General features: G+C 57.5%; 30 protein-coding genes and 1 tRNA gene. 14 read left to right on the top strand and 17 right to left on the bottom strand.

The window, feature by feature from the left end:
• Positions 1-8: 8 nt before the first annotated feature.
• Positions 9-2279: an NADP-dependent malic enzyme gene (locus tag V7650_RS14420; protein ID WP_335656939.1), complete on the bottom strand. Its 2271-nt coding sequence runs from the start codon at positions 2277-2279 to the stop codon at positions 9-11.
• Positions 2280-2519: 240 nt separating this feature from the next.
• Here V7650_RS14420 and mutS point away from each other — a divergent pair, with 240 nt between their 5' ends.
• From mutS to V7650_RS14385, 7 genes are all read left to right on the top strand, one after another.
• Positions 2520-5099, top strand: coding sequence for a DNA mismatch repair protein MutS (gene mutS, locus V7650_RS14415; RefSeq protein ID WP_335656997.1), 2580 nt, complete (start codon positions 2520-2522; stop codon positions 5097-5099).
• 4 nt (positions 5100-5103) lie between these two features.
• Positions 5104-5658 (top strand): peroxiredoxin, encoded by a 555-nt coding sequence (locus V7650_RS14410; RefSeq protein WP_335656938.1) that lies wholly within the window; start codon positions 5104-5106, stop codon positions 5656-5658.
• 43 nt (positions 5659-5701) lie between these two features.
• Complete coding sequence (gene argB / locus V7650_RS14405; RefSeq protein ID WP_335656937.1) at positions 5702-6619, top strand: acetylglutamate kinase; 918 nt, start codon at positions 5702-5704, stop codon at positions 6617-6619.
• A 97-nt stretch (positions 6620-6716) separates the two neighbouring features.
• On the top strand, positions 6717-7013 hold the full coding sequence (locus tag V7650_RS14400) for a YggT family protein (RefSeq protein ID WP_335656936.1): 297 nt from the start codon (positions 6717-6719) through the stop codon (positions 7011-7013).
• Positions 7010-7906 (top strand): bifunctional methylenetetrahydrofolate dehydrogenase/methenyltetrahydrofolate cyclohydrolase FolD, encoded by an 897-nt coding sequence (gene folD / locus V7650_RS14395; protein WP_335656935.1) that lies wholly within the window; start codon positions 7010-7012, stop codon positions 7904-7906. Before V7650_RS14400 ends, folD begins: the two co-directional genes overlap by 4 nt.
• Entirely contained in the window at positions 7906-8622 is a 717-nt protein-coding gene (locus V7650_RS14390) for a hypothetical protein (protein WP_335656934.1), read from the top strand. Before folD ends, V7650_RS14390 begins: the two co-directional genes overlap by 1 nt.
• Positions 8619-9236 carry a MarC family protein gene (locus V7650_RS14385; protein ID WP_335656933.1) on the top strand — a complete coding sequence of 206 codons (618 nt, stop codon included), beginning with the start codon at positions 8619-8621 and terminating at the stop codon, positions 9234-9236. The genes V7650_RS14390 and V7650_RS14385 overlap by 4 nt, the downstream gene beginning before the upstream one ends.
• A 39-nt stretch (positions 9237-9275) precedes the next feature.
• Here the strand turns inward: V7650_RS14385 and V7650_RS14380 are convergent, their stop codons facing one another.
• From V7650_RS14380 to V7650_RS14365, 4 genes are all read right to left on the bottom strand, one after another.
• The gene (locus V7650_RS14380) at positions 9276-10982 is read right to left on the bottom strand and encodes a tetratricopeptide repeat protein (protein WP_335656932.1); all 1707 of its coding nucleotides are present in this window, start codon (positions 10980-10982) and stop codon (positions 9276-9278) included.
• A 64-nt stretch (positions 10983-11046) separates the two neighbouring features.
• Positions 11047-11529: a JAB domain-containing protein gene (locus V7650_RS14375; protein WP_335656931.1), complete on the bottom strand. Its 483-nt coding sequence runs from the start codon at positions 11527-11529 to the stop codon at positions 11047-11049.
• A gap of 568 nt (positions 11530-12097) precedes the next feature.
• Positions 12098-12463 carry a hypothetical protein gene (locus V7650_RS14370; protein ID WP_335656930.1) on the bottom strand — a complete coding sequence of 122 codons (366 nt, stop codon included), beginning with the start codon at positions 12461-12463 and terminating at the stop codon, positions 12098-12100.
• Positions 12464-12522: 59 nt separating this feature from the next.
• A complete protein-coding gene (locus tag V7650_RS14365; protein ID WP_335656929.1) occupies positions 12523-13044 on the bottom strand; it encodes a helix-turn-helix transcriptional regulator in 522 nt (173 codons plus the stop codon).
• Between the two features lie 580 nt (positions 13045-13624).
• On the opposite strand from V7650_RS14365, the gene V7650_RS14360 reads away from it, so the two are divergent.
• On the top strand, positions 13625-13837 hold the full coding sequence (locus V7650_RS14360; RefSeq protein ID WP_335656928.1) for a hypothetical protein: 213 nt from the start codon (positions 13625-13627) through the stop codon (positions 13835-13837).
• 108 nt (positions 13838-13945) lie between these two features.
• On the opposite strand, the gene V7650_RS14355 is transcribed toward V7650_RS14360, so the two are convergent.
• Genes V7650_RS14355 through V7650_RS14345 form a run of 3 tightly spaced genes read right to left on the bottom strand, consistent with a single transcriptional unit; the run spans position 13946 to position 15662 of the window.
• Entirely contained in the window at positions 13946-14140 is a 195-nt protein-coding gene (locus V7650_RS14355) for a Trm112 family protein (RefSeq protein ID WP_335656927.1), read from the bottom strand.
• Positions 14137-14757, bottom strand: coding sequence for an LON peptidase substrate-binding domain-containing protein (locus tag V7650_RS14350; RefSeq protein WP_335656926.1), 621 nt, complete (start codon positions 14755-14757; stop codon positions 14137-14139). Before V7650_RS14350 ends, V7650_RS14355 begins: the two co-directional genes overlap by 4 nt.
• A complete protein-coding gene (locus V7650_RS14345; RefSeq protein WP_335656925.1) occupies positions 14754-15662 on the bottom strand; it encodes a tetratricopeptide repeat protein in 909 nt (302 codons plus the stop codon). The genes V7650_RS14350 and V7650_RS14345 overlap by 4 nt, the downstream gene beginning before the upstream one ends.
• A gap of 211 nt (positions 15663-15873) precedes the next feature.
• Here V7650_RS14345 and V7650_RS14340 point away from each other — a divergent pair.
• Positions 15874-15948: transfer RNA gene (locus V7650_RS14340), tRNA-Gly, on the top strand.
• A gap of 82 nt (positions 15949-16030) precedes the next feature.
• On the opposite strand, the gene V7650_RS14335 is transcribed toward V7650_RS14340, so the two are convergent.
• The 6 genes from V7650_RS14335 to V7650_RS14310 all read right to left on the bottom strand — a co-directional run bounded on the left by V7650_RS14335 (position 16031) and on the right by V7650_RS14310 (position 19940).
• Positions 16031-17515, bottom strand: a complete 1485-nt coding sequence (locus V7650_RS14335; protein ID WP_335656924.1) for a reverse transcriptase/maturase family protein — start codon at positions 17513-17515, stop codon at positions 16031-16033.
• 481 nt (positions 17516-17996) lie between these two features.
• The gene (locus V7650_RS14330; RefSeq protein WP_335656923.1) at positions 17997-18326 is read right to left on the bottom strand and encodes a hypothetical protein; all 330 of its coding nucleotides are present in this window, start codon (positions 18324-18326) and stop codon (positions 17997-17999) included.
• Complete coding sequence (locus V7650_RS14325; protein WP_335656922.1) at positions 18323-18685, bottom strand: hypothetical protein; 363 nt, start codon at positions 18683-18685, stop codon at positions 18323-18325. The genes V7650_RS14330 and V7650_RS14325 overlap by 4 nt, the downstream gene beginning before the upstream one ends.
• On the bottom strand, positions 18682-19071 hold the full coding sequence (locus V7650_RS14320; protein ID WP_335656921.1) for a hypothetical protein: 390 nt from the start codon (positions 19069-19071) through the stop codon (positions 18682-18684). The genes V7650_RS14325 and V7650_RS14320 overlap by 4 nt, the downstream gene beginning before the upstream one ends.
• Positions 19046-19456, bottom strand: a complete 411-nt coding sequence (locus V7650_RS14315; protein ID WP_335656920.1) for a hypothetical protein — start codon at positions 19454-19456, stop codon at positions 19046-19048. Before V7650_RS14315 ends, V7650_RS14320 begins: the two co-directional genes overlap by 26 nt.
• Positions 19443-19940: a hypothetical protein gene (locus V7650_RS14310; protein ID WP_335656919.1), complete on the bottom strand. Its 498-nt coding sequence runs from the start codon at positions 19938-19940 to the stop codon at positions 19443-19445. The genes V7650_RS14315 and V7650_RS14310 overlap by 14 nt, the downstream gene beginning before the upstream one ends.
• Positions 19941-20086: 146 nt before the next feature.
• On the opposite strand from V7650_RS14310, the gene V7650_RS18270 reads away from it, so the two are divergent.
• Positions 20087-20473: a helix-turn-helix domain-containing protein gene (locus V7650_RS18270; protein ID WP_442955307.1), complete on the top strand. Its 387-nt coding sequence runs from the start codon at positions 20087-20089 to the stop codon at positions 20471-20473.
• Positions 20474-20501: 28 nt separating this feature from the next.
• Here V7650_RS18270 and V7650_RS14305 read toward each other — a convergent pair whose 3' ends face one another.
• On the bottom strand, positions 20502-20819 hold the full coding sequence (locus V7650_RS14305; protein ID WP_335656918.1) for a hypothetical protein: 318 nt from the start codon (positions 20817-20819) through the stop codon (positions 20502-20504).
• Between the two features lie 357 nt (positions 20820-21176).
• On the opposite strand from V7650_RS14305, the gene V7650_RS14300 reads away from it, so the two are divergent.
• Positions 21177-22202 carry a GmrSD restriction endonuclease domain-containing protein gene (locus V7650_RS14300; RefSeq protein ID WP_335656917.1) on the top strand — a complete coding sequence of 342 codons (1026 nt, stop codon included), beginning with the start codon at positions 21177-21179 and terminating at the stop codon, positions 22200-22202.
• Positions 22203-22243: 41 nt separating this feature from the next.
• Here the strand turns inward: V7650_RS14300 and V7650_RS14295 are convergent, their stop codons facing one another.
• Entirely contained in the window at positions 22244-22864 is a 621-nt protein-coding gene (locus V7650_RS14295; RefSeq protein ID WP_335656916.1) for a hypothetical protein, read from the bottom strand.
• Positions 22865-23224: 360 nt separating this feature from the next.
• Between V7650_RS14295 and V7650_RS14290 the strand changes: the two genes are divergently transcribed.
• The 3 genes from V7650_RS14290 to V7650_RS14280 all read left to right on the top strand — a co-directional run bounded on the left by V7650_RS14290 (position 23225) and on the right by V7650_RS14280 (position 24470).
• Entirely contained in the window at positions 23225-23518 is a 294-nt protein-coding gene (locus V7650_RS14290; protein WP_335656915.1) for a hypothetical protein, read from the top strand.
• A 64-nt stretch (positions 23519-23582) separates the two neighbouring features.
• Positions 23583-23774, top strand: coding sequence for a hypothetical protein (locus tag V7650_RS14285; protein WP_335656914.1), 192 nt, complete (start codon positions 23583-23585; stop codon positions 23772-23774).
• A 12-nt stretch (positions 23775-23786) separates the two neighbouring features.
• Positions 23787-24470 (top strand): hypothetical protein, encoded by a 684-nt coding sequence (locus tag V7650_RS14280; protein ID WP_335656913.1) that lies wholly within the window; start codon positions 23787-23789, stop codon positions 24468-24470.
• Positions 24471-24573: 103 nt separating this feature from the next.
• On the opposite strand, the gene V7650_RS14275 is transcribed toward V7650_RS14280, so the two are convergent.
• On the bottom strand, positions 24574-25449 hold the full coding sequence (locus V7650_RS14275; protein WP_335656912.1) for a DUF5655 domain-containing protein: 876 nt from the start codon (positions 25447-25449) through the stop codon (positions 24574-24576).
• Between the last annotated feature and the right edge of the window lie 266 nt (positions 25450-25715).

Here is a 25715-nt window from a genome sequence, read left to right as displayed (position 1 = left end):
GGGCTTGCCTATTTGGCAATGCCGCTGGCCGCCAGCACCGCCAAGGTTACCAGTTCCGATGCAGTGGAAGCCATCGTGGCAATCTGAACCGACTTTTCGAGTCCGACCAGCATTGGTCCGATCACCGAATCGCCTCCCAGTTCGCGCAGCAGTTTTGCCGAAAGATTGGCCGACTGCAGCCCGGGCATAACAAGAACGTTGGCCGGTTGTGACAGGCGGCTGAACGGATAGTTTGCCATCAGCTTGGGATTGAGAGCCACGTCCGGCGCCATTTCTCCCTCATATTCAAAAGGCACGCGCCGCTGATCGAGCAGGGCAACGGCTTCGCGGAGATTTTCCAGCCAGCGTCCTTCGGGATTGCCAAAGGTCGAGTAGCTGAGAAATGCCACCCGCGGTTCGTGACCCATCTGCCGCGCGACGGCGGCTGTCTGCTCGGCGATATCGGCAAGCTCATGGGCGGTTGGCCGTTCGTTGACCGTGGTGTCGGCCATGAAGACCGTGTGGTGCTGACCGACCATGATATGGATGCCAAGAGCGGTACGGCCTTTCTCGACATCGATCACCTTGGCAATATCGCGGAAGGTTTGCGAATAGGGCCGGGTCACGCCGGTAATCATGGCGTCGCCCTGGTCCATGGCCAGCAGCGCTGAGCCGAAAATATTGCGGTCCTGATTGACCATGCGCTTGATATCGCGCTCCATATAGCCCCGGCGGTGCAGGCGGTCGTACAGCATGCTCACCATGTCGGGAACCAGCGGACTGTTGCGGCTGTTGTGCACCTCGAAGCTGTCCGGATCCCGGACCCCAAGTTCCTTGAGCTTTTCCCGCACGCGGTCATCGCGTCCCACCAGGACCGGGGTGCCATAGCCGCCATCCTGGAATTGAATCGCCGCGCGGAGAACGACATCTTCTTCCGCTTCGGCAAAGATGATCCTCTTCGGCGACAGGCGGCAGGCTTCGTACGCCTGGGTCAGCACCGACGTGGTCGGATTCAGCCGGGCTTTCAGGCTCTGCCGATAGGCATCGAGATCGGCGATCGGCTTCTGGGCAACACCGCTGTCCATGGCTGCCTTGGCCACGGCAGCCGACACCACATCCATCAGGCGCGGATCAAAAGGGGCCGGGATGATATAATCAACGCCAAAGCTCGGTGCATTCCCGCCATAGGCAACGGCGACCTCTTCCGGAACCTGCTCTCGCGCCAGTTCGGCAATGGCGTGCGCGGCTGCGACTTTCATCTCCTCGTTTATCCGGGTTGCGCGTACGTCCAGCGCGCCGCGAAAGATGAAGGGAAAGCCCAGAACATTGTTGACCTGATTGGGGTAGTCGGAGCGTCCGGTGGCGATGATCGCATCCGGCCGCGCCGCCTTGGCGTCGGGCGGCGTGATTTCCGGGTCCGGATTGGCCATCGCAAAGATTATAGGCTGCGGCGCCATGTCCTTGACCATCTCGGGTTTCAGCGCGCCAGCGGCCGAAAGGCCGAGGAAAACGTCCGCGCCACTGAGGGCGTCGGTCAATGTGCGCGCATCGGTATCAATGGCGTGCGCGGATTTCCACTGGTCGACATCGTCGCGACCGCGATAGATCACGCCGGTCCGGTCGCACATGGTCAGATTGTCATGCGGCACGCCCAGGCTCTTGATCAGCGAGGCGCAGGCAATCGCTGCGGCACCGGCACCATTGACCACGACCTTCACGTCCTCGATCTTGCGGTTGGTCAGCAGGCAGGCGTTGATCAGGCCGGCCGCAGCGATGATCGCTGTCCCGTGCTGGTCGTCGTGAAAGACCGGGATATTCATCCGGTCGCGCAGGGTCTGTTCGATGATGAAACAATCCGGCGCGGCAATATCCTCCAGATTGATGCCGCCAAAGCTCGGCTCCATGATCTGAACGGCGTTGATAAAGGTGTCCGCATCCTCGGTATCAAGTTCGATGTCGATGGAATCGACGTCAGCAAAGCGCTTGAACAGCACCGCCTTTCCTTCCATCACCGGCTTCGCGGCGAGCGCTCCCAGATTGCCCAGACCGAGGATCGCGGTCCCGTTGGAAATCACGGCAACCAGATTGCCCTTCGCGGTATAGTCGTAAGCTTTGGAAGGATCTTCGGCGATCGCCCGAACGGGGACCGCAACGCCGGGAGAATAGGCGAGGCTCAGATCACGCTGGGTGGCCATAGGCTTGGAGGCGATGATCTCGATTTTTCCGGGACGGCCGTGGGAGTGAAAAAGCAGCGCTTCCCGTTCCGAAAATTCCAGATTGCTCTCAGTCTTGTCAGCCAAATTATATCTCCGCATGTTGATTGTCGGCTTGCCTGCGCCGATCGGATGGTCACGTCCCGCTCCGAGGCTTACTCGCTTTGATGCGGAGCCGCAATATCAACTAAATTTCAGCGCGATATGTTCGCCGCTCTTTTATGTCCTGCTGCACTCGGCTATCGCGTGGCCATGGCAACCCAGACTCAGGACAAGACGAAGAATCGTTCCACGGGGTCGGCATCGGCAGCGGACAAGGTCACGCCGATGATGGAGCAATATTTTGCGCTCAAGGAACAGGCAGGCGATTGCCTCCTGTTCTATCGGATGGGTGATTTTTTCGAGCTGTTCTACGACGATGCCAGACACGCGGCGGCCGCGCTGGATATTGCGCTGACCTCCAGGGGCAAGAATGCGGGCGAGACGATACCGATGTGCGGCGTGCCCGTCCACGCGGCGGAAGGCTATCTGGCGAAACTGATCCGGGCCGGTTTCAAGGTGGCGATTGCCGAACAGATCGAAACCCCGGCCGAGGCCAAGGCGCGCGGTGGCTACAAGGCGTTGGTCGCGCGGGACATCATTCGCTATGTCACGGCGGGGACGCTGACCGAAGACAGCTTGCTTGATGCCCGCAGCGACAACATGCTGGTCGCGGTGGCGGAAGTGCAGGGCGACATCGGTCTCGCTGCGGCGGATATCTCGACCGGAAGCTTCGAACTCGCAACCATCGCCGACGATGCCCTGGAAGCAGAACTGGCGCGGCTTTCGCCTTCAGAAATCATCTGCCCTCCCTCCATGCTGACCCGGCTGCACAAGGCCACTGGATGGGCAAAGGAAAATTTTGCCAGCCTGGATGCGGAGAAGCGGCTGTGCGACCATTTCGGGGTCGCGACACTGGATGGCATGGGCGAATTTTCGCGTGCCGAGCTGGCGACCGCGGGCGGGTTGGTTGCCTATGTCAATCACGTGTCGCAAGGCCGGGCGCCCTATTTGCACCCGCCGATGAAGCGAGAGACGCGGGAGTTTCTTTCGATTGACGGCCCCACCCGCGCCAGCCTTGAGATTGACCGGACTCTGGCGGGCGCACGCGAGGGCAGTCTGCTACACGCCATCGACCGCACGACCACACCCGCTGGAGCGCGTTTGCTGGCCCGCGATCTGGCCGCGCCCCTGTTCGCGGAAACGCCGATCAACCGGCGCCTTGGTCTGGTGCAGTGGTTTCATGACGGACCGGGACTTCGCGACGATGTTCGCACAGGCCTGAAGGCGTTGCCGGATATCGGCCGGGCTCTCGGTCGGGTCTCTGCCGGGCGGGGCAGCCCAAGGGATCTGGGACAGATCCGTGACGGTCTGGATGGCGCGCGGATATTGCGCGAACTGCTGGCGGACGCGCTCGGCCTGCCGGAGTTGCTGGAAAAGCTCTTGCCGCTCCTCGACGGCCATGGCGAACTGGTCGACCTGCTCGGCCGCGCGTTGGTCGAGACACCGCCGACGGAAATGAGCAATGGTGGCTATATCGCGGCCGGTTTCGACGCGGCGCTGGACGAGCTGCGGAGCGCCGGCTCGGACGGGCGTCAGTCAATCGCAAGGCTGGAAGCGCGCTATCGCGATGCGACGGGGATCAACACGCTCAAGATCAAGCATAATGCGGTGCTTGGCTATTTCATCGAGGTGCCAGCACGGCACGGGGACAGCCTGATGGCCGAGCATTCGGGCTTTACCCACAGGCAGACGCTGGCCGGGGTGGTCCGGTTCAATTCGACCGACCTGCACGAAGAAGCACTGCGCGTTTCGCAGGCCGGGGCCCATGCGCTGGCGGCAGAAGCAGCGCATTTCGAAATGCTGGTCTACCGGGTGTTGGCGCGCAAGCAGGCGATCAGCGAAAGCGCCGACGCGCTGGCGCGGATCGATGTCGCTGCCGCCCTCGCCGAACGCGCTGCCGAGGGCCAGTGGTGCCGCCCGCAATTTGTCGACGGCAATATTCTCCATATCGAGGCCGGTCGGCACCCCGTCGTCGAGACGGCGCTCGCGGCCAGGGGCGAGGCGTTTGTCGCCAATGACTGCGGCTTGGCTGACGATGAGCGGCTGTGGCTGGTCTCCGGACCCAATATGGGCGGCAAGTCGACCTTCCTGCGCCAGAACGCGCTGATCGTCATTCTGGCGCAGGCCGGTGGTTTCGTGCCCGCTTCGTCGGCGAAGCTCAGCCTGGTTGACCGGTTGTTCAGCCGGGTCGGTGCCTCCGACAATCTTGCCCAGGGTCGGTCGACCTTCATGGTCGAGATGGTTGAAACCGCCGCCATCCTGTCGCAGGCGACCCAGCAAAGCTTTGTCATTCTCGATGAAGTGGGCAGGGGAACCTCCACCTATGATGGTCTGGCCCTGGCGTGGGCGGTGGTCGAGGCGGTGCACGAAACTAACCGCTGCCGCTGCCTGTTCGCCACCCATTATCATGAGCTGACGAGGCTCGCCGACCGGCTCGATGCACTGTCTCTCCACCACGTTCGTGCCCGCGAGTGGAAGGGCGATCTGGTGCTGCTCCACGAACTGGCCAAGGGTCCGGCAGACCGCAGCTACGGCCTGGCCGTGGCCAAGTTGGCGGGAATTCCGAAACCCGTCCTCCACCGCGCCAAGTCGGTGCTCGACAAGCTGGAAGCGGGCAAGGCGGAAACCGGCGGACTCGCCGCCGGTCTCGGTGATTTGCCGCTTTTCGCTGCGAGCCTTGCGGAAGTCGCAGAAAAATCCGATAGCTTGCGCGAGGCCCTGGCCGCACTCGACGTGGATGCTCTGTCGCCGCGCGAGGCCCTGGATCAACTATACGCATTGAAAGCGCAACTCGAACAGGAATGACGATATGAAAAAATGGATATTGATACTGTTGGCCGTTGTCGTCGTGGGTGGCGGTGCCTTTGTCTATTACACGCGCAGCGCCAATGCCGAACCGCTGGAAGTGGGCGCCAGCGCGCCCGATTTCACGACCACCGGCGCTCTCGCCGGCAAGGAGTTTCAGTTCTCGCTCGCCGACAAGCTGAAAGACGGGCCCGTCGTGCTCTATTTCTTTCCCAAAGTGTTCACTGAAGGCTGCACCATCGAGGCGAATATGTTTGCCGATGCAACGGCCGAATTCAACGCGGCGGGAGCCACCGTGATCGGCATGTCCGGCGACGATATCGACGGCCTGAAGAAATTCTCGACCTCAGAATGCCGCGACAAGTTTGCGGTTGCCCAGGCCGATGACCAGATCATCGCCGACTATCAGGTCCGCATGGCTCCCGGCCTGGCGATGACCAACCGCACCAGCTATGTCATCGGACAGGACGGCAAGATTGCCTTCGTCCACAGCGCGATGAAGCCGCAAGGCCATGTTACAGGCACCCTGGAAAAAGTGAAGCAGCTTTCCAAAAGCTGATTAAAGGCTTGCTTTTGCATCGCCCCTATACTGAAAGACGCCGATGACCGACCATGCACCCGATCCCGCCATGCTGGCCAAGGCGGAAACGCTCACCGATGCCTTGCCCTATATGCAGCGCTATACCGGCAAGACCTTTGTCGTGAAATATGGCGGACACGCCATGGGAGACGCCACGCTGGCGCGCAATTTTGCCGAGGATATCGTGCTGTTGAAAGCGGTCGGGATCAATCCGGTCGTCGTCCACGGCGGCGGCCCGCAGATCGGGGCGATGCTGGAGCGGGTCGGCGTCGAAAGCAAATTTGTCGATGGTTTGCGCGTGACCACCAAGGAAACCGCCGAGATAGCCGAAATGGTGCTGTCTGGTGCCATCAACAAGGAACTGGTGAGCTGGATTGAACGGGCCGGCGGCCGCGCGATCGGTATATCCGGAAAGGACGGCGGTTTTGTCAAAGCCGCCAAGCTGCGTCGCACCGAACGCGATCCCGACAGCAATATCGAGCGGATCATCGACCTCGGCTATGTCGGCGAACCCAAGACCGTCAACCGCAGCGTCGTAGACATGATCTCGTCGGCCGGCATGATCCCGGTGATCGCGCCGATTGGCGTGGGCGACGATGGTCATACCTATAATATCAACGCCGACACCATGGCCGGGGCGGTTGCCTCGGCGCTGCGCGCCGCCCGGCTGTTCCTGCTGACCGATGTGGCCGGCGTGCTGGACAAGCAGGGCGAACTGCTGACCGATCTTGCGCCAAGAGCGATTCGGGAACTGGTCAGGGACGGTACTATCTCGGGCGGCATGATCCCCAAGCTCGAGACCTGCGTGAAAGCGGTGCAGGAAGGCGTCGATGCTGCGGTCATCCTCGATGGCCGCATTCCGCACGCGATGCTGCTCGAAATCTTCACCGTCAAGGGGGCCGGCACGCTGGTCCGTGACGATTTCGAACCGGTTGATTAAATCGCCGACTGTCTTATATATATGATACAGCAAGTATCTGGCCAAGCCGGTGACAAACCGCTGGCCGCTCCGCCAGATTATCGATAAAGGTTCCGCCATGGCATTCGCAATTCTTCAGATTATATCCATACTGCTCAACGTGGCGATCACCGTCATCATCGTACAGGCGATCATGAGCTGGCTGCTGGCCTTCAACGTCATCAACCTGCAGAACGACATCGCCCGGGCGATCTGGACAACGCTGGATGCTCTGACAGCGCCGATCTACCGGCCGATCCGCAAGATCATGCCCGATTTCGGTTCGATCGACCTTACGCCGATGGTCGTGATCATCGGAATCATCATCTTGCAGGATGCGATCCTTCCGCCGCTGGCTCAGGCACTTCTGGGTTGAGCGCCGCGCAGATCATCGATGGCAAGGCTTTTGCTGCGGGTCTGCGCGAACGGATCCGGGAAGCGGTTCCCGCGTTCGTGAAGCATGCGGGTCGCGCACCTGGCCTGGCCGTGGTTCTGGTCGGCGACGATCCGGCCAGCCAGGTCTATGTCGCATCCAAGCACAAGGCGACGATCGCGGCCGGTATGGAAAGTTTCGAGCATCGCCTGCCCGCTGATGCGTCGCAGGAAACATTGATGGCTCTCGTCGAACAGCTGAATGCCGATGAAGCCGTCGACGGGATATTGGTCCAGCTGCCGCTGCCCCGGGGCCTCGACGAAAAAGCCGTAGTCATGGCGATCGACCCCGACAAGGATGTCGACGGCCTGCACGTCATCAACGCCGGTCGTCTCGCCAATGGCGAAGAGGCGCTGACACCCTGCACGCCGCTGGGCAGCCTGATGCTCCTGAAAGACACGCTTGGCGACCTGACCGGACTGGACGCCGTCGTCGTTGGCCGTTCGATCCTTGTCGGCAAGCCGATGGCGCAATTGCTGCTTGCGGAAAATTGCACGGTTACCATGGCGCACAGCCGGACCCGCAACCTGCCGGACGTCGTGCGCCGCGCCGATATTGTGGTTGCCGCGGTCGGCCGTGCCGAGATGGTCAAGGGCGACTGGTTGAAGGATGGTGCGGTCGTGATTGACGTGGGTATCAACCGCCTGGACCCGGAACCAGGCACGGATAAGGGCCGGCTGGTCGGTGACGTCGCCACCGCCGAAGCGCTCGACCATGTGCGGGCGATCACGCCGGTACCGGGAGGGGTTGGACCGATGACCATTGCAGTGCTATTGCGCAACACGTTGGTGGCCGCGTCCGCGCGCGCCGGACTGGAAAAGCCGAAGGGGCTGTAATGCGAATATTTGGCGCAATCGGAATCGCCCTGCTGCTGGCTGGATGTGCCACCGGCGGCAGCTCTAGTGATCGGGAACGCTATAATCGGGTCATGGGGGCACCGGTTGCCAATCCCAGTGCCGTGGTGCAGGCAGAGCTCGCCTTTGCGCGGCTGGCGCAGGAAGAGGGCCAGTGGACCGCTTTTCGTGAAACCGCCACCGATGACGCGATCATGTTCACGCCCGAACTGGTCAATGCCCAGCAATGGCTGAAGGGCAAGGCCGATCCGGCGCAGGCGGTCACCTGGCAGCCCCACCACATCTATATGTCGTGCGATGGCAGCATGGCGGCTTCGACCGGTGCGTGGCAGAATGCCAGGGGCGAGTCCGGCCATTTCACGACGGTCTGGCAGCAATCGGATTTTGGCCAACGCCGCCCCGACAGGAATGTCGAGTGGAAATGGGTGTTTGACGATGGCCAGCCGCTGGCTACGCCGCTGGCGGAGCCGGACTATGTCGAGACCGAGGTCGCCTCTTGCAAGGCCGGTGCGCCTGCACGAACTTCTCCGACCGGTCTGAACGCCAACGGCCAGACCGGGGCTTCGGCTGACGGTAGCCTAGTCTGGAAGACCGGCTTTGCCGATGACGGTTCACGGACAGTGTCCGTTGATCTGGCACAGGATGATGGCAGCTTCAAACGGGTCCATGAATATAAAATCCCTGCTCTGGCCCAATGATCGAACTGTTCATATCTTCCTTCATCACCTTTTTCGTGGTGATTGACCCGCCAGGCTGCGCACCGATCTACGCCAGCCTGACCAGCAACGTGCCGCCGCGTGATCGCAAGATCATGGCGATCCGGGCGATCATGGTCGCCGCGATCATATTGCTCGTCTTCGCCATGTTCGGCGAACCGATGCTGAGTGCGCTGGGTATCAGTCTCGACAGCTTCCGGATTGCCGGCGGCATCATGCTGTTTCTGATTGCGCTGGAGATGGTGTTTGAAAAGCGCACCGAACGGCGCGAGGATCGCGCACAGGAAATAATCGAGCAGCCCGAGATCGAGGATGTGTCGATTTTTCCGATGGCGATGCCGATGATTGCCGGTCCCGGGTCGATCGCTGCCGTCATGCTGCTGACATCGCAGCACGACGGTCTCGACAATGCGTTCGTAATTCTGGGGGCTTTGGGAACGGTGCTGCTACTGACGCTGATTGGACTGATCGCGGCAGGCCCACTGATGCGGATATTGGGGAACAAGGTCGAGGCGGTCATCACCCGCGTGCTCGGTGTGCTTCTGGGCGCGCTGGCGGTGCAATTTGTTGTCGACGGGCTGAACGCAAGCTTCTAGCGTTGACGACGCTGCCGATATCGAGACATCACCCTGCGATTATTTTACCACGCCACTCTGTGACAGCAGGGTATAGGCCCGCTGAGCAAGCAAAGGATTGATAATCAGGCGGCCGATGAACTGTTGCGGGCTCTCGCTATCCTTTTTGCCATAAGCGGCCACAAGCCGGTCCCAGGAGGCACGAGAGTCTTCAACGCGGCCATTTTTGGCATAAACCATTGTCATGGCAATATCATAATAGGGTCCCGCGCTTGTACTGGACGGGACGATTTTTTCTGCCAGCTCGAGGGCTTCCCTGTTTTTTCCTTCGGCCAGCAGCGTGAATACCAGCCCGGTTTCCGCCAATATTGAGCCGCGTGGATCAAGGGCCATGGCGCGCTTTAGAAACACGATAGCCTCTCGATCGCCGCACGCAAAGAGATGGGCGCCGATCTGGGCCTGGATCGTGGCTTCATAGGGATTGAGCTCCGCGGCCTTTTGAGCGAACTCCTTGCCGCGGTTGCAATTGCCGGTCAGGAAACTGGATCTGGCCAGGGAGAAATTGGCTGCCGCATCTTCTCTGCCGCGGACCATTGCGCGCCGCGCATATTCCATTCCGACCACTGGATCGGGCTGATGCCCGGTGACTTCTTCCCGCAAGAACGACAGGTAAGAGCCAGCCGCCAAAATTCGGCTGTCGAGAGGGTCGGCAGCAAGCGATTTGCGGATGCAGGATTCGACCACAGGCAATAGCGCCGGGTCGCGATTGGCGCGGAAGCTCTCGAACCGAAGAAGACAGGCGTGGCCGACCATTGCATTCTTGGGCAAATGTTTGCGCTGATCGGTTGCTATAACACCGTAAATGCTGGCAATACGGCTCGCTACAAGCCCCAGTTGCTCATGATAGTCGGCAGCGGATTCGGGCACCGGAATCGTGGTCGACCAGATCGTTTCGTCGCGAAGCAGCGAGACAACCGAAATATTGATTTCTGGTCCGGATGGTCCGTCCACGATCTTGCTTTGGAACAGATAGGAATTTTCCCCGTTCCCGGCGTTGATATTGGCTTCGCTGGCTGCCGCGAGACGCACTTGCGAAGACCGGGCAAAAGCGTCCTCGAAAAATCGTTCGATCTCGGCGGATGTTTTCTCGCCTGTATCCGCACCGCTTTGCTGCTTGGTCGCAATATATACCTTGGGGGGAAGAATATATCGGTCCGGATCGGCGTTGACCTCCGACAGCGAAGGGGTAACGCTGTTCATTACCCAGAAAAGGCCGATCCCTGTCAGCAGCAGCAAGGCGGTGAGGGCGAGCGCCTTCTTCCAGCGATCCAGGCGAGAGGGCCGCAGGTCCTGATTTGCTGAAGCTACTGCGGCTTCGGGATGCACGGCGGCTGCATCCTCTCCTATCGGTACTGCTTCTGCATCATCCCTTTCGATCTCGACGGCATAATGGCCAATCGGAATATGCAGCCGTTCCGCCCTGCCGCGAGCGGCGTAATAAGCCGAGAGCATCTTGCGCAATCTGCCCACCTGTACCCGCGGATAGCTATCCGCCTGCACATCGAAATCCTCGGGGCGACCGAGACCGTCCACCGCAACCTGATAGGCCTTCGGCGGGTTCCCGGGATTGGCGATAGCCTCTTCGACCAGATAGCGGAGCAACTGGGTCATCACCGGCGACCGAATGAATTCGGGCGCCTGCAGAATCGCTTGCGTTTCAGTTCGGAGCAAATGGATCCGCTGCTCTTCCGATTTTGGCGAGGACATTATTCTGGCCTCCCTTTGGCTAGTGTCATTTCAGGCGTCGTTACACCGTACAGAAACAAGTGTATCAGGAAAAATTCACCCAGTCGCGAAGGCTGATCCATCCTTCCCGACCGACAATGATATGGTCGTGCACGGTCAATCCGATTTCTTTGCCCGCTTTTAGCAGCTTGTTTGTTGCCTCGATATCCCCCTCGCTGGGGCTGGGATCGCCGGAGGGATGATTGTGGGCCAGAATCAGGGCCGTGGCATCCAGCGCCAGCGCACGCTTCAATATCTCCCGCGGATAGATGGGGGCTTCCGATATCGTCCCCCGGCTCACGACTTCGTCACTGATCAGCCGGTTCCTGCTGTCCAGAAACAACACGCGGACTTCTTCGACTGGCAGGCGCGCCATCGCGACCACCAGATATTCTATGACGTCTGCGGCCTTTGATAGGCTGATGCGGTCCATCATCTCGTCCTTGGAAGACACGATTATGGCTTCGCGGACGAGAGAGAGTATGGCGCGAGCCGGGCTGTTGTCGGTCGCGCGAAAATTGGAATGCAATATCGCCCCGATAGACCCGAATTCCTTGATCAGCGAGTCCGCTACGAAAGCAGCATTATCTATCTTCGCAGCGGTGAAAAGTCGCTCCAGGATCTGTCGACCCCGAATTGCCGAAGACGTTGCTGGTGCCGATAGGTGCCAATCGTCAAGACAACTAACATGGGATAAACCCACACGGCAATTATAACGTAGTAGGCTTGGGGAAGTAGTTCCGGAATTATCATCATTGGGATATGTGACAAAACCTGTATTACCTGCATGGAAGAGATCCACAGCGTCCAATACCTTTCTGCACTCAGTGCCAACATCACGAATGCGAACAAAACAATTGCATCGACAATCAGAATACCTAGCTCTGGATGTGCAAATCTGGTTTCTGATGGCGAGGCTGCAAGAACTGTAAAACCGATCCCTATAAGAAAGATCAGTACAGCCCGCCTTTCGGGCGGGCCTCCCCTGACGACCGAAAAGATACAGACGGCCGTCAGGAGAACTAAAAAGAGATCAATCCGAGACATTCCGTTACACGACCAAATCTCGAATGATCGGTCAAGTCTCGTACGCCTTTTTAGGCGCTTTCCACAACGCGAAGCGGGCTGGTAATTGTTTCGGTGCCCATAGCCTGAGCGGGAGGGCATTCAAAAACATCTCCCAGACCCACAGTCCGCAAGCCCGCGTCTTCACGATCTTCAGCGAGATGCTGGTGCGCTTCGACGACTTCCCGGTAGCTGCGCGCCGTCTTGGCCGCGGCGGCAATCAGCTTTTCGGATGCTTCCATGCCCGCGGTGAGCGAAAAATGCGTTCCTTTCGCCAGCCGGGCCTTCGCAATGTTGCTCATCAGCTCACCCATCTGGAGCATTGTCATGTTCAGGGATTTTTCGACTTCATTGATTTTCTTGGCGATGGGGCGAGCGGCTTCGATACGTTGGTTCAACATGTGACTCTCCAGGCGCCGAATCGCTCCGGCGTCGATTGGTAGCTAAAATTTCAGGGTTAGGTCAGGCTGATCAATCTGCTTAACAGCATGGCTGCGAGGCAGACGAAGGCAAAGGCGAAGGCGAGTTTGACCGAAAGATCGGCAATCGCCCATATCCGCTGCCCCTTGTTTAGATCATTGCCCCTTTCTCCCTGCTTGCGAAACGGCACGGACAGGATTGGATTCGGGAAGGTGGCATAGGTTTGATAGGCCGACTGCGCTTCCCTGACCCTGTCCGGTGTCGTTGCCTCTTGTCCAGGCAGGGGATAAATTGCCCCGGATTTCGGCTTTTCGGCAATCCCAATATCCTTGGGCACAAAAAATTTGGGTTCATGGCCCTCGTGCGTGGCGAGCATCCTCGCCGCTGCCTTGCTGCTGGTAACCTGCAGCTTCTGCCGCGCCGCACGCAATCTTTCGTTGATTACGTTGGGCGTTACGCCAAGCTCCTGTGCGGCGGTCTTGGCATCGTGACCAGCCAAAAGCAGGCGGAGAACCTCTTTCTCATTGTCGTTCAGGTCATCGCAAGGAGTTCTGGTCATTGGCGCATCATATGTCAGGGTCAATCAATTGGCAAAAAAGAATGGCAGGCGGAAATGCAAACGGACGTATCTTATTGGCTCAAGAGCGATATTTCTTCGGTTCGGCTAGGGTAATATCGTGTGTTACCGCTACAAAAGGTTAATCGCCCGCCGTTAAAAACTAGGGATTTCGGTTAATATTGATGTGAGGCGGCGCGAAAAATATTAATTTGTAACCCCGGCCATATCCAATGATACGGGTTCAAACTCTGGAAGGACCGACGGGGCGTCCATAGATAGGGCGTTCGGCAAGAGATCCTTGGCGTTGGTTTGTTTGGCACGGTTGCTGCTCGGTTCTGGACCCCCGGAATTCTAGTGGCTCCGCTTTCATCTACCATCGTTCGGGGCGAACGAAATATTCTGGTCAGTATTTCCTCGCTCCTATGGGTTTCGAACCAAACCAGAAGAAGCGGGCAAACCCGCAACGCTTCTTTGGATAAACAATCCGGGCTGATCCATTTCTCCCATGACTGGATCAGCCCGGAGATTGTTTTGTAGCCGGGCAATGACCCGGAATTTTTTTCTTAGTTAGTGGCGTAGTGTGAGTTTTTTGACTGATCTTTTCAAAACCGATGACAATGGCCCGAGCCCCAGAGACAGAGAACTGTTTCTGGGACATATTCTGACGTGGGGCTCCATCATCATTACGTTCATCGTCGTCATCGTTTTTGCCGGCATCAATGCCGCCGAAGAAGGCGATACGGCCAAGGCATTGGCCCCGACGATACAAACGGGTGACGCCGCGATTTCCTGACCATTCGCGTTGCTGCTGGCTGGCCGTGGGAATTGCCCCTTCAATCTGTGTATAATGACTGCCGGGGGCAGAACGGCATTGTGGCAAATCGCGCAGCCACCTTTGCAGCTATCGGCGGTCGTCCAGCTTGCGCGCTTCCTCAACAAGCATGACCGGGACTCCATTGCGAATCGGATAGGCCAGGCCGGCGGCCTCGCTGACCAGTTCTCCCTTGTCCGCATCGTGGATCAGCGGCGTGCGCGTCATCGGGCAGACGAGAATTTCCAGCAGTTCGGGATCGATGTTTCTTTTGCGATCGTTCACTGTAGCGTGACCCGGTCGTCATCCCCGTCCTGCCGGCCGAAAAACTGCAGAAGCTGGATGATCAGCTCGGCGCGATTGGCGAGGCCGTCCACTTCCAGCAGCGCCTGTTTCGACGCCGCGTCGAACGGCGCGATCTGGGCGATGCCGTTGACAAAGGCCATGTCGTCCAGTCGGCCAATACTGTCCCAGTCTACCTGATAGCCCTGCAGTTCGGCAAATCTGCGCGATTCGATCTCCAGCGCGGCGCGTTCGGCGCTGGCCAGCACCTCGTCGAGTTCCTGATCGTCCTCGATCTCGGCGCGAACCTGTCGGAAAGCCGTGGATGCGTCGATCTCCTCGACCACCCGGAAGCGCGCGATGCCTTCCAGCACCACGTTGAAGCGGCCATCATCCAGCGCCTCGATATCTATGATCTTGCCGAGGCATCCGATATCGAACAGGGCAGGGCGCGTCCCGGCCTCCTTCGGCTGGATCATGCCGATCCGGCGGTCGCGCGCCATCGCGTCGTTGATCAGGGCGCGGTAGCGGTCCTCGAATATGTGCAGCGGCAGATGCATGCCGGGGAACAGCAACGCGCCGGCCAGCGGGAAAATCGAGAGGCGTTTGGTCTCGCTCATCCGAACAGCAGCGCGCTGAGCTTGCGCCGGGTCGCGGCGACCCATTCGTCCTCGAGCCCGACCATTTCGAACAGCGACAGCAGTTTCTGCCGCGCCGCGCCCTCGTTCCACTCCTTGTCGGAGGCGATGATCGTCAGCAGATGCTCTGCTGCCGCCTCATGGTCGCCGGTGGCGATCAGCGCCCCGGCCAGGTCATAGCGCGCCTGATGGTCCTTGCCATCGGTGGCAACCGCCGCCTCCAGCGCCGCCATCGTCTCCGCATCCGGCCGGTCCTTGGCCAGCTGCAGCGTGGTCTGCGCCCGCTCGATCGCGGGATCGCTGCGCAGCTCCTCCGGCAGCCCGGCGATCGCCGCCTCTGCCTGGTCCAGATGATTCGCCGCGACCATTGCCCGGATCAGTCCGCCCAGCGCCTCGGCATTGTCGGGAGCCATTTCGGCAATCTGCGCGAATATCCCGGCAGCCCGCTCAGCATCACCGCCGGCCAGACTTTCCTCGCCCATTGCCAGCAGCGGTGCGATGTCCTGCTCCGGCTCGGCATCGCCTCCCACCGGCAATTGCCCGAGCAACTGGTCGAGCGCACCGGTCAGCTGGCTCTCGCTGCGGGCGCTGGTCAGGTCGGCGACCGGCTTGCCCTGGAAAATCGCGTAGACGGTCGGGATCGACTGCACCTGGAACTGCGCGGCGATGAACTTGTTCTCGTCGACATTGATCTTGGCCAGCACCACGCCCTTGTCGGCATAGGCGGCGGCGACCTTTTCGAGCAGCGGCGTCAGCGCCTTGCACGGCCCGCACCATTCGGCCCAGAAATCGAGAATGACCAGCTTGTTCATGCTCGGTCCGACGACCTCGCGCTGAAAAACCTCTACCGCCTTCTGTTCTTCGACCGTCAGTCCTGCTGTTGCCACATTCTGCTCCTGTTATCGCGCCCGGCCCATGCCCGGACCGGCGCCAAATCGTTCATCTTGAGGTCTTTATGTGGGGTCCGGCGCACCAATGCCAAGGATATTTTTGCATTTGCTGTGCCGGAGAGAAGGATTGGGGCTTGCGGGGTATAAAAACCCATGCTAACCGCGCGCCTCAATCTGCTGATGACGATACCCATGTCACAGCCGCCGAGCGGGCGTAGCTCAGGGGTAGAGCACAACCTTGCCAAGGTTGGGGTCGAGAGTTCGAATCTCTTCGCCCGCTCCAGTTTTTCCAAGATTTTCGCGATTTATGGCCTTGACGGGCCACCTACTAGGTTACGGGCTAGGTTACGCCACATGGGCGCTAGCTATCCAATAGACACCTCGCCAGAGGCGTCACGCTTTGCCTTGCGCTCTAGTGCTTTAGCTATCTCTTGATCCACCCGGATGCGCGAGTGTCGTTTTAGCTTTCTGACTTGCCCAGAGATTTTTTTACCCAGCTGGCCAAAGTCTTCGGCCGCCCGGACCACGTATGTCCAGAAGGTCCAGGTTTTGTTTGTAGAGTTGGGCTCAAATCCTTCGACTTTTCCGAAACGCTTGGTGAATTGCTCAAAATTGAACATATTGCACAGTTCGTCATACGACTTATCCGGATATCGCTTCACCGTTGCCTCTGCGTGGTTGCGCGCGACCGATGCGACTTTACGGTAAAGGTTCGACATGGTCGAATCACGGAGGTAAACATTCTGACCATCGTATCGGAAGCCGAGGTATTCGAGGCCGTTCTTTCCCTTGCCAGAGATCAGCTCGCACCGCTGACCATCACAATCTTGCGTGTAGCGCACCAACGATGTTTTTTCAGGTTTGATTATAAGCTGAGTACCATACTTCCGAATTCTAGGCGGTAGTTCGTCCATTATCTGACGGGCCTTGGTCAATGTCACCGGCAGGACTAGAAGGATGTCATCAGAATACCTGACGTACGAGCCGCCGAGCTTGCGTGCCAACTCGTTCATCTCAACATCGAAGTCGATTAGGTAGAGATTAGCTAGAAGGTCAGATATTGGCGCCCCCTGCGGTATGCCGTGTGGCTCCTTGTTGGGTTCGACCAGCGATGCATACTGCCCGTTTTCTCCAAGGATTTTTTCTCTGAAGTCGCGGGGAGAACACAGCTGGGTTGGAATGTCCTTGTAAGGGACGAGATAGCCATCAATTGGATGGCCGCTTTTAGTGGTTCGGACCCCGTAAAAGCCGAGGCGTCGGTAAGCGGCGATGCGATCCACAACGCGATATTTGGTGATATTTTTAAATACTGCAAAGTGATCAGGAGGTAGCCGGTCAACATTAAGCAACCTGCACCAGAGCTCTTTTAGTCGTTCGTGGTCGATTGACTCGAAGTAGCTGCTAATATCGACTGCGATTGCGAAGCAGTCACCCAACCCGCGTATGCGGTCGACGGCTTCCCGAGAAAATTGGATATTGCATTTTCCCCGGTGAGGATCGGCTTCCGTCGGGATGCGGCGATATGCAACGGGGCAGTGGCTTATGCCCAATCGCTCGAGTTCGAGCTCATATGGCTCGCTCAACAGGTGCCGATAATAGGCAAAAATATATGCATCGCGCCGGGCGGCATACCGGATCGGTCGATCTTTTTTCTGTGGGCGGGGTGCAGCGCTGTCCTTAACAGATCGAAAAGGCTGCCACCCTTTCATATACCGCAAGAGTGGAAAGAAACTGTTTTGAGCGACTCGGGCCGGATCGGTCACAAGTGCCACAATTTCATCCGGCTTGATAATCTGATCGAAGTGCGGATAGCGCTTAAGATCACTTTTCCTTAGCTGCCATTCCTTCATGTCGCTCCCTTCAACGAGAGGGGGCAGGTAGCAATCGTTTCCATCCGATTATAGCTACCGCCCCGCACCGTTGGCAACGAACTGGGCGCACCCAGCTCTGTCTGGAAGTAATTCGACGTTGTCGAGTATGCTGTAACCGTCACCGGTATCGCGTATATTGCGATATTCGATTGGCGGGAAATCCGATCCTCGGCGTCCAACGGAGTTGCCATAATGACTATCCGCCTTCTGCTTCAGCTCACGATTATCCTTTACAGTCATAACGCGCTACTCTGATCCCCTAGTGAACAGATTGTAGAACATTGAGTGAACATTTTAGAAATGTCAAGCAATGGTTCGACGTTTTTGGAAATTGTCCACACAACGCGGCAAAAGTGCTCACGTTCGCCGTGACACAGGGATGACACGGCCGATTCTGCGGCCCTTCGCTCTCAAACGGCTTGCGGCATTGGAGGCAAGGCCGGGTCGAGGTCTCTAGCGTTCAATCTTTCGCCAGCAGCATAAAGCCCAAGGCCTGCGACTGCGTCATCGTCATTAACCGCAGCGCGTCCGCTGTTCCGGGCGCGTGGCGAAGCACGTCCACCCATAACTCGTTGCCGCGCTCCATCCGGCACATCTGCCCAAAGAAGGCCCCGAGCTCGGCCATCGGGATTTCGAACAGGCGTGCGAACTTGCGGATCATCGGCACGCTCGGCCATCCGCTCGGCTCGATAGCGCGGGCGTGAATCAGCGTTGCCAGGTGGGCGGCGCGGGTCCGTTCATCGAAGCGCGCCGCATATCCATCGGCAATGGCCTCCGGAGAGAACGTCACCCCGGGAACAGCCGGTCAGACCGGGCCTTCATAATTGCCATCTCGGCCGCGCGTTCACCGTAAGCGAGCTCGATCAGCACTACGTCCGTGCCGCTATGGTCGAGGAGTGCCTTCTCCGGTGTTATCCCGGTCTGGGCGGCGATCTCCCCGGCGCGCTCGATTATCGCGTTTCCGTACTCCGCTGCCTTAAATAGTGGCTCCGCTTGCCCGATGGCGATCTCGGCAGCATTCTTGCGGATAGGTATTCCGGTGCACTTCATAATCACGGCGGTTGCGCCCTTCACGGCCGGATTATCGACCGAGGAAATCTCGTTCACGGTCATATCCCGGATAATCATCTTCTTCTGTTGGGCGATCACGATGCTGTCTCCTTCGGAAGGTAATGGTTAGTAAGGTCATTGGTGGCTGTTCGTGCGACGGCATCGGCAATCGGACCTTGTGCCCGGGCGGGAACATGTAAGAGGCCCAAATGCTTCGTCAGATTCGGAGCCGAGACCTGCATCTGCCCCACAATCAGCGTCCGGATCACGCGCAATAGATTACCGCTGCTGCCATAGTCGCTTTGGCCCGAGGACCGCACCTCGTTGAAGAAGGTTCGATCAGCGTCCAGCAAGCCCTCAAGGGATGCCTCAACTTCGACAATTGCCGCGTCCAATCGCGCAGCCGCCGAAATTCGTGCTGCGGCCAACCTGTTTAAGTCCGGCTTGGTCGCTTCCTCGCTAGACGGCCTGTTCCAAATCTTCATAGTTGTCTCCTTTTTCGTTACCGATGGTGTTGGTTTCGCCCAGCGAAGCACGGAGCGAGGCGATTAAGTCCCTCGCCTCCTTCGTATCAAAGCCCGCACCCTCGAGGTCGGCCCGGCGCAGTCGCCAGAATTGTTCCTCGAAAAGCGGGCGATTGGCTTCGTCTCGGGCGCGCATCAGCGTCCAGTGGTCATAAATTGACACGGGTTCACGCTCGCCGCGCATCAGGCGGTCCTCGTCCCACAGCGTGGCGAGGTCCGGGGTCGAAGGAGCTTTTTCGCCCATCTCCATCAACAGCGATATGCGAAGCGCACGGCGCGCGTCCGGCCCCATTATCCGATAGCCCACCGCGAAGGCGAGTTGGTCAAGGGCGCTATCGTGGTTCATGGTCAATCACCTCAGCCGGTGCGGGCAGCTGCGGCCGGAAGCTCTGGGCCATCTGCAACGCAACCTTCGCAACAGCATCGCCCAATACACCGACATCGAGGTCGTGGGTTACGCGGCCTCGGACCGCTACGCTGGCTGTCTCCCGATATGCTGGCAGAAGGGCCTTGGCCCGAAGCTCGAGGAGCCGGTCGGAATATTTTCGGACGGTGCCGACAATCTTTTCACGATGGCGGCCGCCGAAGATGGGCTCCTCCCATCCTTCCTGCGCGCGCCGGAATATCTCGGCCTCGACCGATGCCTCCGCCGCCTGCATCGCTTCATCCCATTGCGCGGCAAATTGCTCGTCCCGGGTGCGTTCGTCCTTAAATGTCTGGACAGCACCGTATTGGCTCGAAGCACGCGGGCTGGCAGCTCGGGCGGCCCGGACAAGGATGCCGTGGCGGGCCAGCTCTGCGAGGAACATCTTCTTACGGCGGTCGGTCAATTTCATAACCGAAACGATAGCTGGGGTCCGTTGGGAAGCGAACGGTGGAGGATTGATAACATAACAAAATAATAAAAAGTGATGAAACATGTTGACAACAGTTAATAGGATGATAAGTTCCTCATATCGGACAAAGGAGACGAGCAATGACGATTAGGCCACGCCTGACAAAAGGAAGAGATGGTTTCGGTAAACGCGTTGCATGGGAGCGGTCGCAAAAGGGCTGGACCCTAGCAGAGCTTGGGCGAGAAGTCGGAGTTTCCAGCACATGCGTTTGGAATTGGGAAGAGGGAAACACACACCCACGCCCGGGCAGTCTGACGCGACTGGCGCAGGCGCTAGACGTGTCTGCCGACCGTCTACTCGAGGGGGAGGAGGTGGAGGCGATAGCTGCAACTGATGAGCGCAGTGGGGGTGAGCCAGATACGCCGGTGTCCATGGCGGAGCTTATCAACAGCTCTCGGGACGCTATTGCCCTCGCAGCAGGTCTCCCATCATCGAAGGTTCGGATTACGCTCGACTATAGCGAATGAGCGCTGTGGGAGATCTTGCCGGTTAGCCTCAACGATAGCTGGGAACCATTGGGAAGTGAACGGCGGAGGATTGATCACGGTATTGTTGCGGCTGTTGAACACCAGAAGGAAAAAGCGGAAGCATTCCCGCTTCGGTGGGGCCGCCCACACCGGCAACTCGGTAGACCACTGACCACGTTTTCTTGCCAGTGGGCGTGACCCGGAGCCGGAGGCCGTCGCAACTCGTGTCGCGGACCTCGAGCGATTTCATTCCAGTTGGAACCCGGAGCGCGCTCAAGTCAGCGTTTGCCAGTCGCCGCTGCTTCATCTCATATTGCTTCGGTTTGTCCTTGGGCCTGCTTGCCATCCTATGCTCCTCTGGTAACCTTAGGTTACGCGCTAGGTTACCGGGGAGCATTCCCCGCCGAACCGTGCCGAACCCTTAAGCTTCCCGAATAGCGTGAAATGCTCAGTAATCCTAGTATTTTTCGAACGCGACGAATTGCGGAGAACCTCGGAGAACCGCAGGAGGCTCGCCTTGCCAAGGTTGGGGTCGAGAGTTCGAATCTCTTCGCCCGCTCCAGTTTTTCCAAGATTTCTGATCACTTTTGCCTTCGGGCGATAGGCTATAGGTAACCCGCAAGGTAACGCAAGTCAGTGCTTTTAGGCTCCCTTTCGGTTCTCTTTCTGCTATGTATTGGTAGAGAAAACACGGGGGAATTGAATGGCTTGGGATAAGCTCGACATACGACCACCGTATCAGAGAGAGTTCATTTACAAAGATAAACAGCGTGATGCAGTGATAGACACAGCGTCGCGGGAATTCCCACTAAACGTGATGTATTGGGCCGTTAGAGACGACGGAAATTATGAAGTCATCGATGGACAACAACGAACAATATCCCTTTGTCAGTATGCGGAAGGCGACTTCTCTGTCCAACTGGGGAGCTTTCCAGAAAAGCGCGCGTTTCACAATCTTCAGAAAGATGAAAAGCAGGCTCTGCTCGACTATAAACTTATGGTGTATCTTTGCAGCGGCACGGATAGCGAAAAGCTCGAGTGGTTCAGAACCATCAACATCGCGGGCGAAGAGCTGACGGATCAGGAACTTCTAAACGCTGTATATCATGGCTCGTGGGTTTCAGATGCAAAACGATATTTCAGCAAGAGCAATTGTCCGGCATACGCGCTAGGCTCAGATTATCTGAGCGGGTCTGTAATCAGGCAGGATTTTCTCGAAACTGCAATTAGCTGGGCATCAGAAAATGGCGGCGTTGAGAAATATATGTCAGCGCACCAACATGACCCAAGCGCAAATGACCTTTGGCTCTATTTTAGTTCTGTTTTGAATTGGGTGAAAGCTGTTTTCCCGCACTACAGAAGAGAGATGAAGGGAGTTCCTTGGGGCTTTCTCTACAACGATTTTCAATCCGCTAAATTGGATCCAAAAGCGCTTGAGGAAGAGGTGTCGGGACTGATGGTTGATGAAGATGTGACCAACAAAAAGGGTATTTATTCCTACGTTCTAAGTCGCAAAGAGAAGCATCTCAACATTAGGTCATTCTCCCCAAATCAGCGCCGCGAGGCGTACGAGCGACAGGCAGGAGTTTGCCCGATATGCCAGGAGCATTTCGACTTATCTGAGATGGAATCGGATCACATAACACCATGGCACGAGGGCGGCCTAACTAGTGCTGAAAATTGCCAAATGCTTTGCCGAGAAGACAACCGCAGGAAATCTGGAAAATAGGGTCAGCGATGCATCATGTTGCGCGTCGTACATTTGCTGCATCACTGACACAGCCACATCACTGTGGGGACGATCTCGTCATACACCTCCCGCCGGTTTCGATAATCGCGCGGTCGGTCACTCAGTCCATCGCCAGCAGCATGTAGCTGTAGGTACGCGATTGCCCCCTCGTCATCAGCCGCTTCGCGTCCGCCGATCCGGGTGCGTTTCGGAACACATCCACCCAAAGCTCCTCGCCGCGTTCCATCCGGCAAATCGCCCAAGACACCAACATCAAGGTCGTGCGTTACGCGGCCACGGACCGCAACGCTGGTTGTTTCCCGATACACTGGCAGCAGGGCCTTCGCCCGGAGCTCGAGGAGCCGGTCCGAGTATTTGCGGACGGTGCCAACAATCTTTTCACGATGGCGGCCCCCAAATATCGGCTCCTCCCATCCTTCCTGCGCGCGCCGGAATATCTCGGCTTCGACCGATGCCTCCGCCGCCTGCATCGCTTCATCCCATTGTGCCGCAAATTCCTCGTCCCGAGTGCGTTCGTCCTTGAACGTCTGCACAGCGCCGTATTGGCTCGAAGCACGCGGACTTGCCGCCCGGGCGGCCCGGACAAGGATGCCGTGGCGGGCGAGCTCTGCGAGGAACATCATTTTGCGGCGGTCGGTCAACTTCATAGCCGAAACGGTAGCTGGGGTGCGTTGGAAAGCGAACGGGAAAATATTGATAGCAAGAGCATAATATGAGCTCTTTAAACTCAAATAAATTGCATCCGGAGATATTGTGTGATATGTTCATAAAATCATGATTCACAATTTAGTGGATCACGATGGATAGAAGCATGGAAGGGATGAATTTATGAAGCCGTAAAATGGCGCTTTTAGATCCGGCGCAAATATAAATTGGATTCTTTGGTAACTAAAATGGAGAAAAATTATGAAGAACATGTTCGGATTGCGCCTTTATTATTGCCAGACCTAGAATTTATGGCTTAAAATAAGGCCGTAGTCCGCATCTGTAAGGATGTGGCTATGAGTAAATACAATGTTATTGTTGGCGACGATTTTCAAATCGAAGCCTTTGAATTGCAAGACATCGAAGATATTAGCAAATTAAGTAAGATTGCGAACGGACGCGCCCAACAACGCATCCAAGAACGGCTTACATATTTGATCTTAATCTCGATTGTCGCCGCCCTCCTGAGCGCTACAGCGATTGGCCTGTTCGATGGGTCTTTCGATGAAGTTGGCTTGGTGTGGAGTGCTGCGGCCTTGCCGCTTGGGTATATTTTGAAGGCTTTTTTTGACGAGCCTAAGCCACCATAGAAAGGTAAAATGGATTATGTCGAGGCCAGCTAGGGCCAATGGTCCGGAGCTAAAGCGGGTACAGATGGAGATGCCTCCGCGATCCGTCGAACGCTTAAAGCGCCTACAAGAAGTGACCGAGGCAGCGTCCTATGCCGAAGTCATGAAGAACGCGCTGCGCCTATACGAGGCTCTGATAGACGAAGTCGAAACAGGCAACGAGATCATGGTAAAGCGCGGTGAGCACACCATCCCACTCATGATATTTGCGGCCTAAGTAGGCTCCGATATGCTTGCCACGGTCAGCGACAGCGCAGTTGCAGTCGGTTGCTCGATCGGCCACTGGATTTACAACTTTCAGACGCTCATTACCGGCGCAGCAGCAATTGTGGCGGCTTGGTATGTTGGGGCTCCAGTCTGGCAGCAGCTGAAGGACAACAGACTTCAGACACAAATTATGCACCGGGAAACGCTAGCTGTGCGACTGCGAGAAGCCGAGGAACGGGCCGCCCGGGTTGCGACAGCAATAGACGAACCTCTTTTGCAAGCGCAGAGACTAACAAGTTATCCGCAAGGTGAACCGCGCGAGGTTGGGCCGCATGATGCGTTTGAAATGATGCGAATACTAGAGGGGCTGCTTGATTGGTATCTCATCACGCTTCGCGGCACAGAGGACGCCTCTATCGAAAGTGCAAAGTCTGAGCTTTCCGAAGCGCTCGACGGTCTTAGCAGGACGCTCAACTCAGTGCATTGGCCGGATCACAACGACCAAAGCGGCGATGACTATTGCCTAACTGATGAAGAATGGGCGGAGGTACTGCGGAAGGCTGATGAAGGAAAAACGCTAGCCGCTAAAAAGGTCAACGAGGCGTGGAAGGCCAACCGGGCGCTCAAAGCGGCACAACAGACAGGGACCAATGAGCTACGCCAGCAGATTGCCCGGCTAGACCAGACCATCGCCCAAACCAGCTAGTCGTTTCCCCTAGGATACCCTGGCCAATGGTGTCGCACTATCGAAGCCAAGCATTGCTGGAATAGTAGAGATTGAGCTAGGCCTTGAGGACGAAGGCCCCGCATCATGCGGACCTCCGTTCGTATGCGAGTTGCATCAACTCGCGCAGCAGCTCGGCTCTATTCTTGACCAACTCCTTGGTGAGACGAAGCCGATAATTACCCCAACGCTTGTTGTATTCCAGCGTCTCAATTCCAGCCTCCTCGATCTTTGCGTCGAGTTCCTCTGTTTCCGGGAGTTTCACGTCGAGGTTAAGATTGCTTTTCTTCGGGCGGAACGTGACAAAGTTGTATGGCTGCCCATCGCGAGACAGGCCGATATAGAATTTGTTGTATTTCAGCTCTAGCGATGGATCGAATCCCCTGACCGTTCCAAGCAGCTCGTCCGCGAGCGAGACGGTGGCCTTCGTTGCGCGCTTTTCCCAATACGCTCGGTCGGTGGGAGCGGCCTCCGCATCCTCGTCCTCATCAACAAGGCCGCGAGACATTTCGTCCATGACAGTCGTGAACACGAGCGTGACATGTTCCCCAATGCACAAGGCCTGCATTTGGATCGCGATAAGCGGGATCGTCCCGTTAAAAAGGGAGATCACATTCAGGAACCGGCTTGTAATGTCCTCCGCGACGATGACAGCGCAGTGATCATACTGGGGGTATCGCTTACGCTCTATGTCCCAATATTCGATGGTCCGGATAATATGCGCTTCGTCGGTCGATCCGAGTTGAAGTTCAACCTCGTAACGCCGTTTAGTATCGGCATCTTGTAGCAGCAGATCAAGACGGCCCGCGCGGGGGTGTATGCGCTCCTGATCTCGAAGGACAAGGTCACCGAGGCCCAGGATAGACGGATCATCGGCAATAAGCTGTTGAACCCACTTTTCCGAATACTCAGGATGAGTCCGCATTAGCAGACGTTCCGGTTTCACATATCCTTTGGTCACACGAGCCCCCTGACAACTTTCCGACTGTCGTAGTAGCTAAACGCTCCGCTTTATTCCAGCTATTTGGATTCGTTGGCTCGGCGCCGGACCCCCGCACGGAATGTGGATACCGAGGGGCGAAGGCCCCGCCGGTTAATGCCCGAAACGCTAGATGGGGTCTGTTGGAAAGCGAACGGCGAAGGATTGATAAGATAATAAATTAATAAAAAATGATAAAACTTGTTGACGTAAGTTGATGCGCTGATAAGTTGCCCATATCGGACAAA

The sequence above is a fragment of the Parasphingorhabdus sp. genome, from assembly GCF_036964565.1.
In the GTDB taxonomy this organism is placed as follows: Bacteria; Pseudomonadota; Alphaproteobacteria; order Sphingomonadales; family Sphingomonadaceae; genus Parasphingorhabdus.
The sequence above is the reverse complement of the archived record's forward strand: the minus strand, read 5'-3'. Positions and strand labels throughout refer to the sequence as shown.

Bases quoted from the DNA above. Each gene is read 5' to 3' on its own strand.
- V7650_RS14385 (WP_335656933.1), top strand. From the start codon at position 8,619: ATGATCGAACTGTTCATATCTTCCTTCATCACCTTTTTCGTGGTGATT.
- V7650_RS18270 (WP_442955307.1), top strand. From the start codon at position 20,087: ATGACGATTAGGCCACGCCTGACAAAAGGAAGAGATGGTTTCGGTAAA.
- V7650_RS14290 (WP_335656915.1), top strand. From the start codon at position 23,225: ATGAGTAAATACAATGTTATTGTTGGCGACGATTTTCAAATCGAAGCC.
- argB (WP_335656937.1), top strand. From the start codon at position 5,702: ATGACCGACCATGCACCCGATCCCGCCATGCTGGCCAAGGCGGAAACG.
- V7650_RS14285 (WP_335656914.1), top strand. From the start codon at position 23,583: ATGGAGATGCCTCCGCGATCCGTCGAACGCTTAAAGCGCCTACAAGAA.
- V7650_RS14400 (WP_335656936.1), top strand. From the start codon at position 6,717: ATGGCATTCGCAATTCTTCAGATTATATCCATACTGCTCAACGTGGCG.
- V7650_RS14365 (WP_335656929.1), bottom strand. From the start codon at position 13,044: ATGACCAGAACTCCTTGCGATGACCTGAACGACAATGAGAAAGAGGTT.
- V7650_RS14315 (WP_335656920.1), bottom strand. From the start codon at position 19,456: ATGAACCACGATAGCGCCCTTGACCAACTCGCCTTCGCGGTGGGCTAT.
- V7650_RS14335 (WP_335656924.1), bottom strand. From the start codon at position 17,515: ATGAAGGAATGGCAGCTAAGGAAAAGTGATCTTAAGCGCTATCCGCAC.
- V7650_RS14350 (WP_335656926.1), bottom strand. From the start codon at position 14,757: ATGAGCGAGACCAAACGCCTCTCGATTTTCCCGCTGGCCGGCGCGTTG.
- V7650_RS14380 (WP_335656932.1), bottom strand. From the start codon at position 10,982: ATGTCCTCGCCAAAATCGGAAGAGCAGCGGATCCATTTGCTCCGAACT.
- V7650_RS14280 (WP_335656913.1), top strand. From the start codon at position 23,787: ATGCTTGCCACGGTCAGCGACAGCGCAGTTGCAGTCGGTTGCTCGATC.
- V7650_RS14320 (WP_335656921.1), bottom strand. From the start codon at position 19,071: ATGAAGATTTGGAACAGGCCGTCTAGCGAGGAAGCGACCAAGCCGGAC.
- mutS (WP_335656997.1), top strand. From the start codon at position 2,520: ATGATGGAGCAATATTTTGCGCTCAAGGAACAGGCAGGCGATTGCCTC.
- V7650_RS14390 (WP_335656934.1), top strand. From the start codon at position 7,906: ATGCGAATATTTGGCGCAATCGGAATCGCCCTGCTGCTGGCTGGATGT.
- V7650_RS14305 (WP_335656918.1), bottom strand. From the start codon at position 20,819: ATGGCAAGCAGGCCCAAGGACAAACCGAAGCAATATGAGATGAAGCAG.
- V7650_RS14300 (WP_335656917.1), top strand. From the start codon at position 21,177: ATGGCTTGGGATAAGCTCGACATACGACCACCGTATCAGAGAGAGTTC.
- V7650_RS14410 (WP_335656938.1), top strand. From the start codon at position 5,104: ATGAAAAAATGGATATTGATACTGTTGGCCGTTGTCGTCGTGGGTGGC.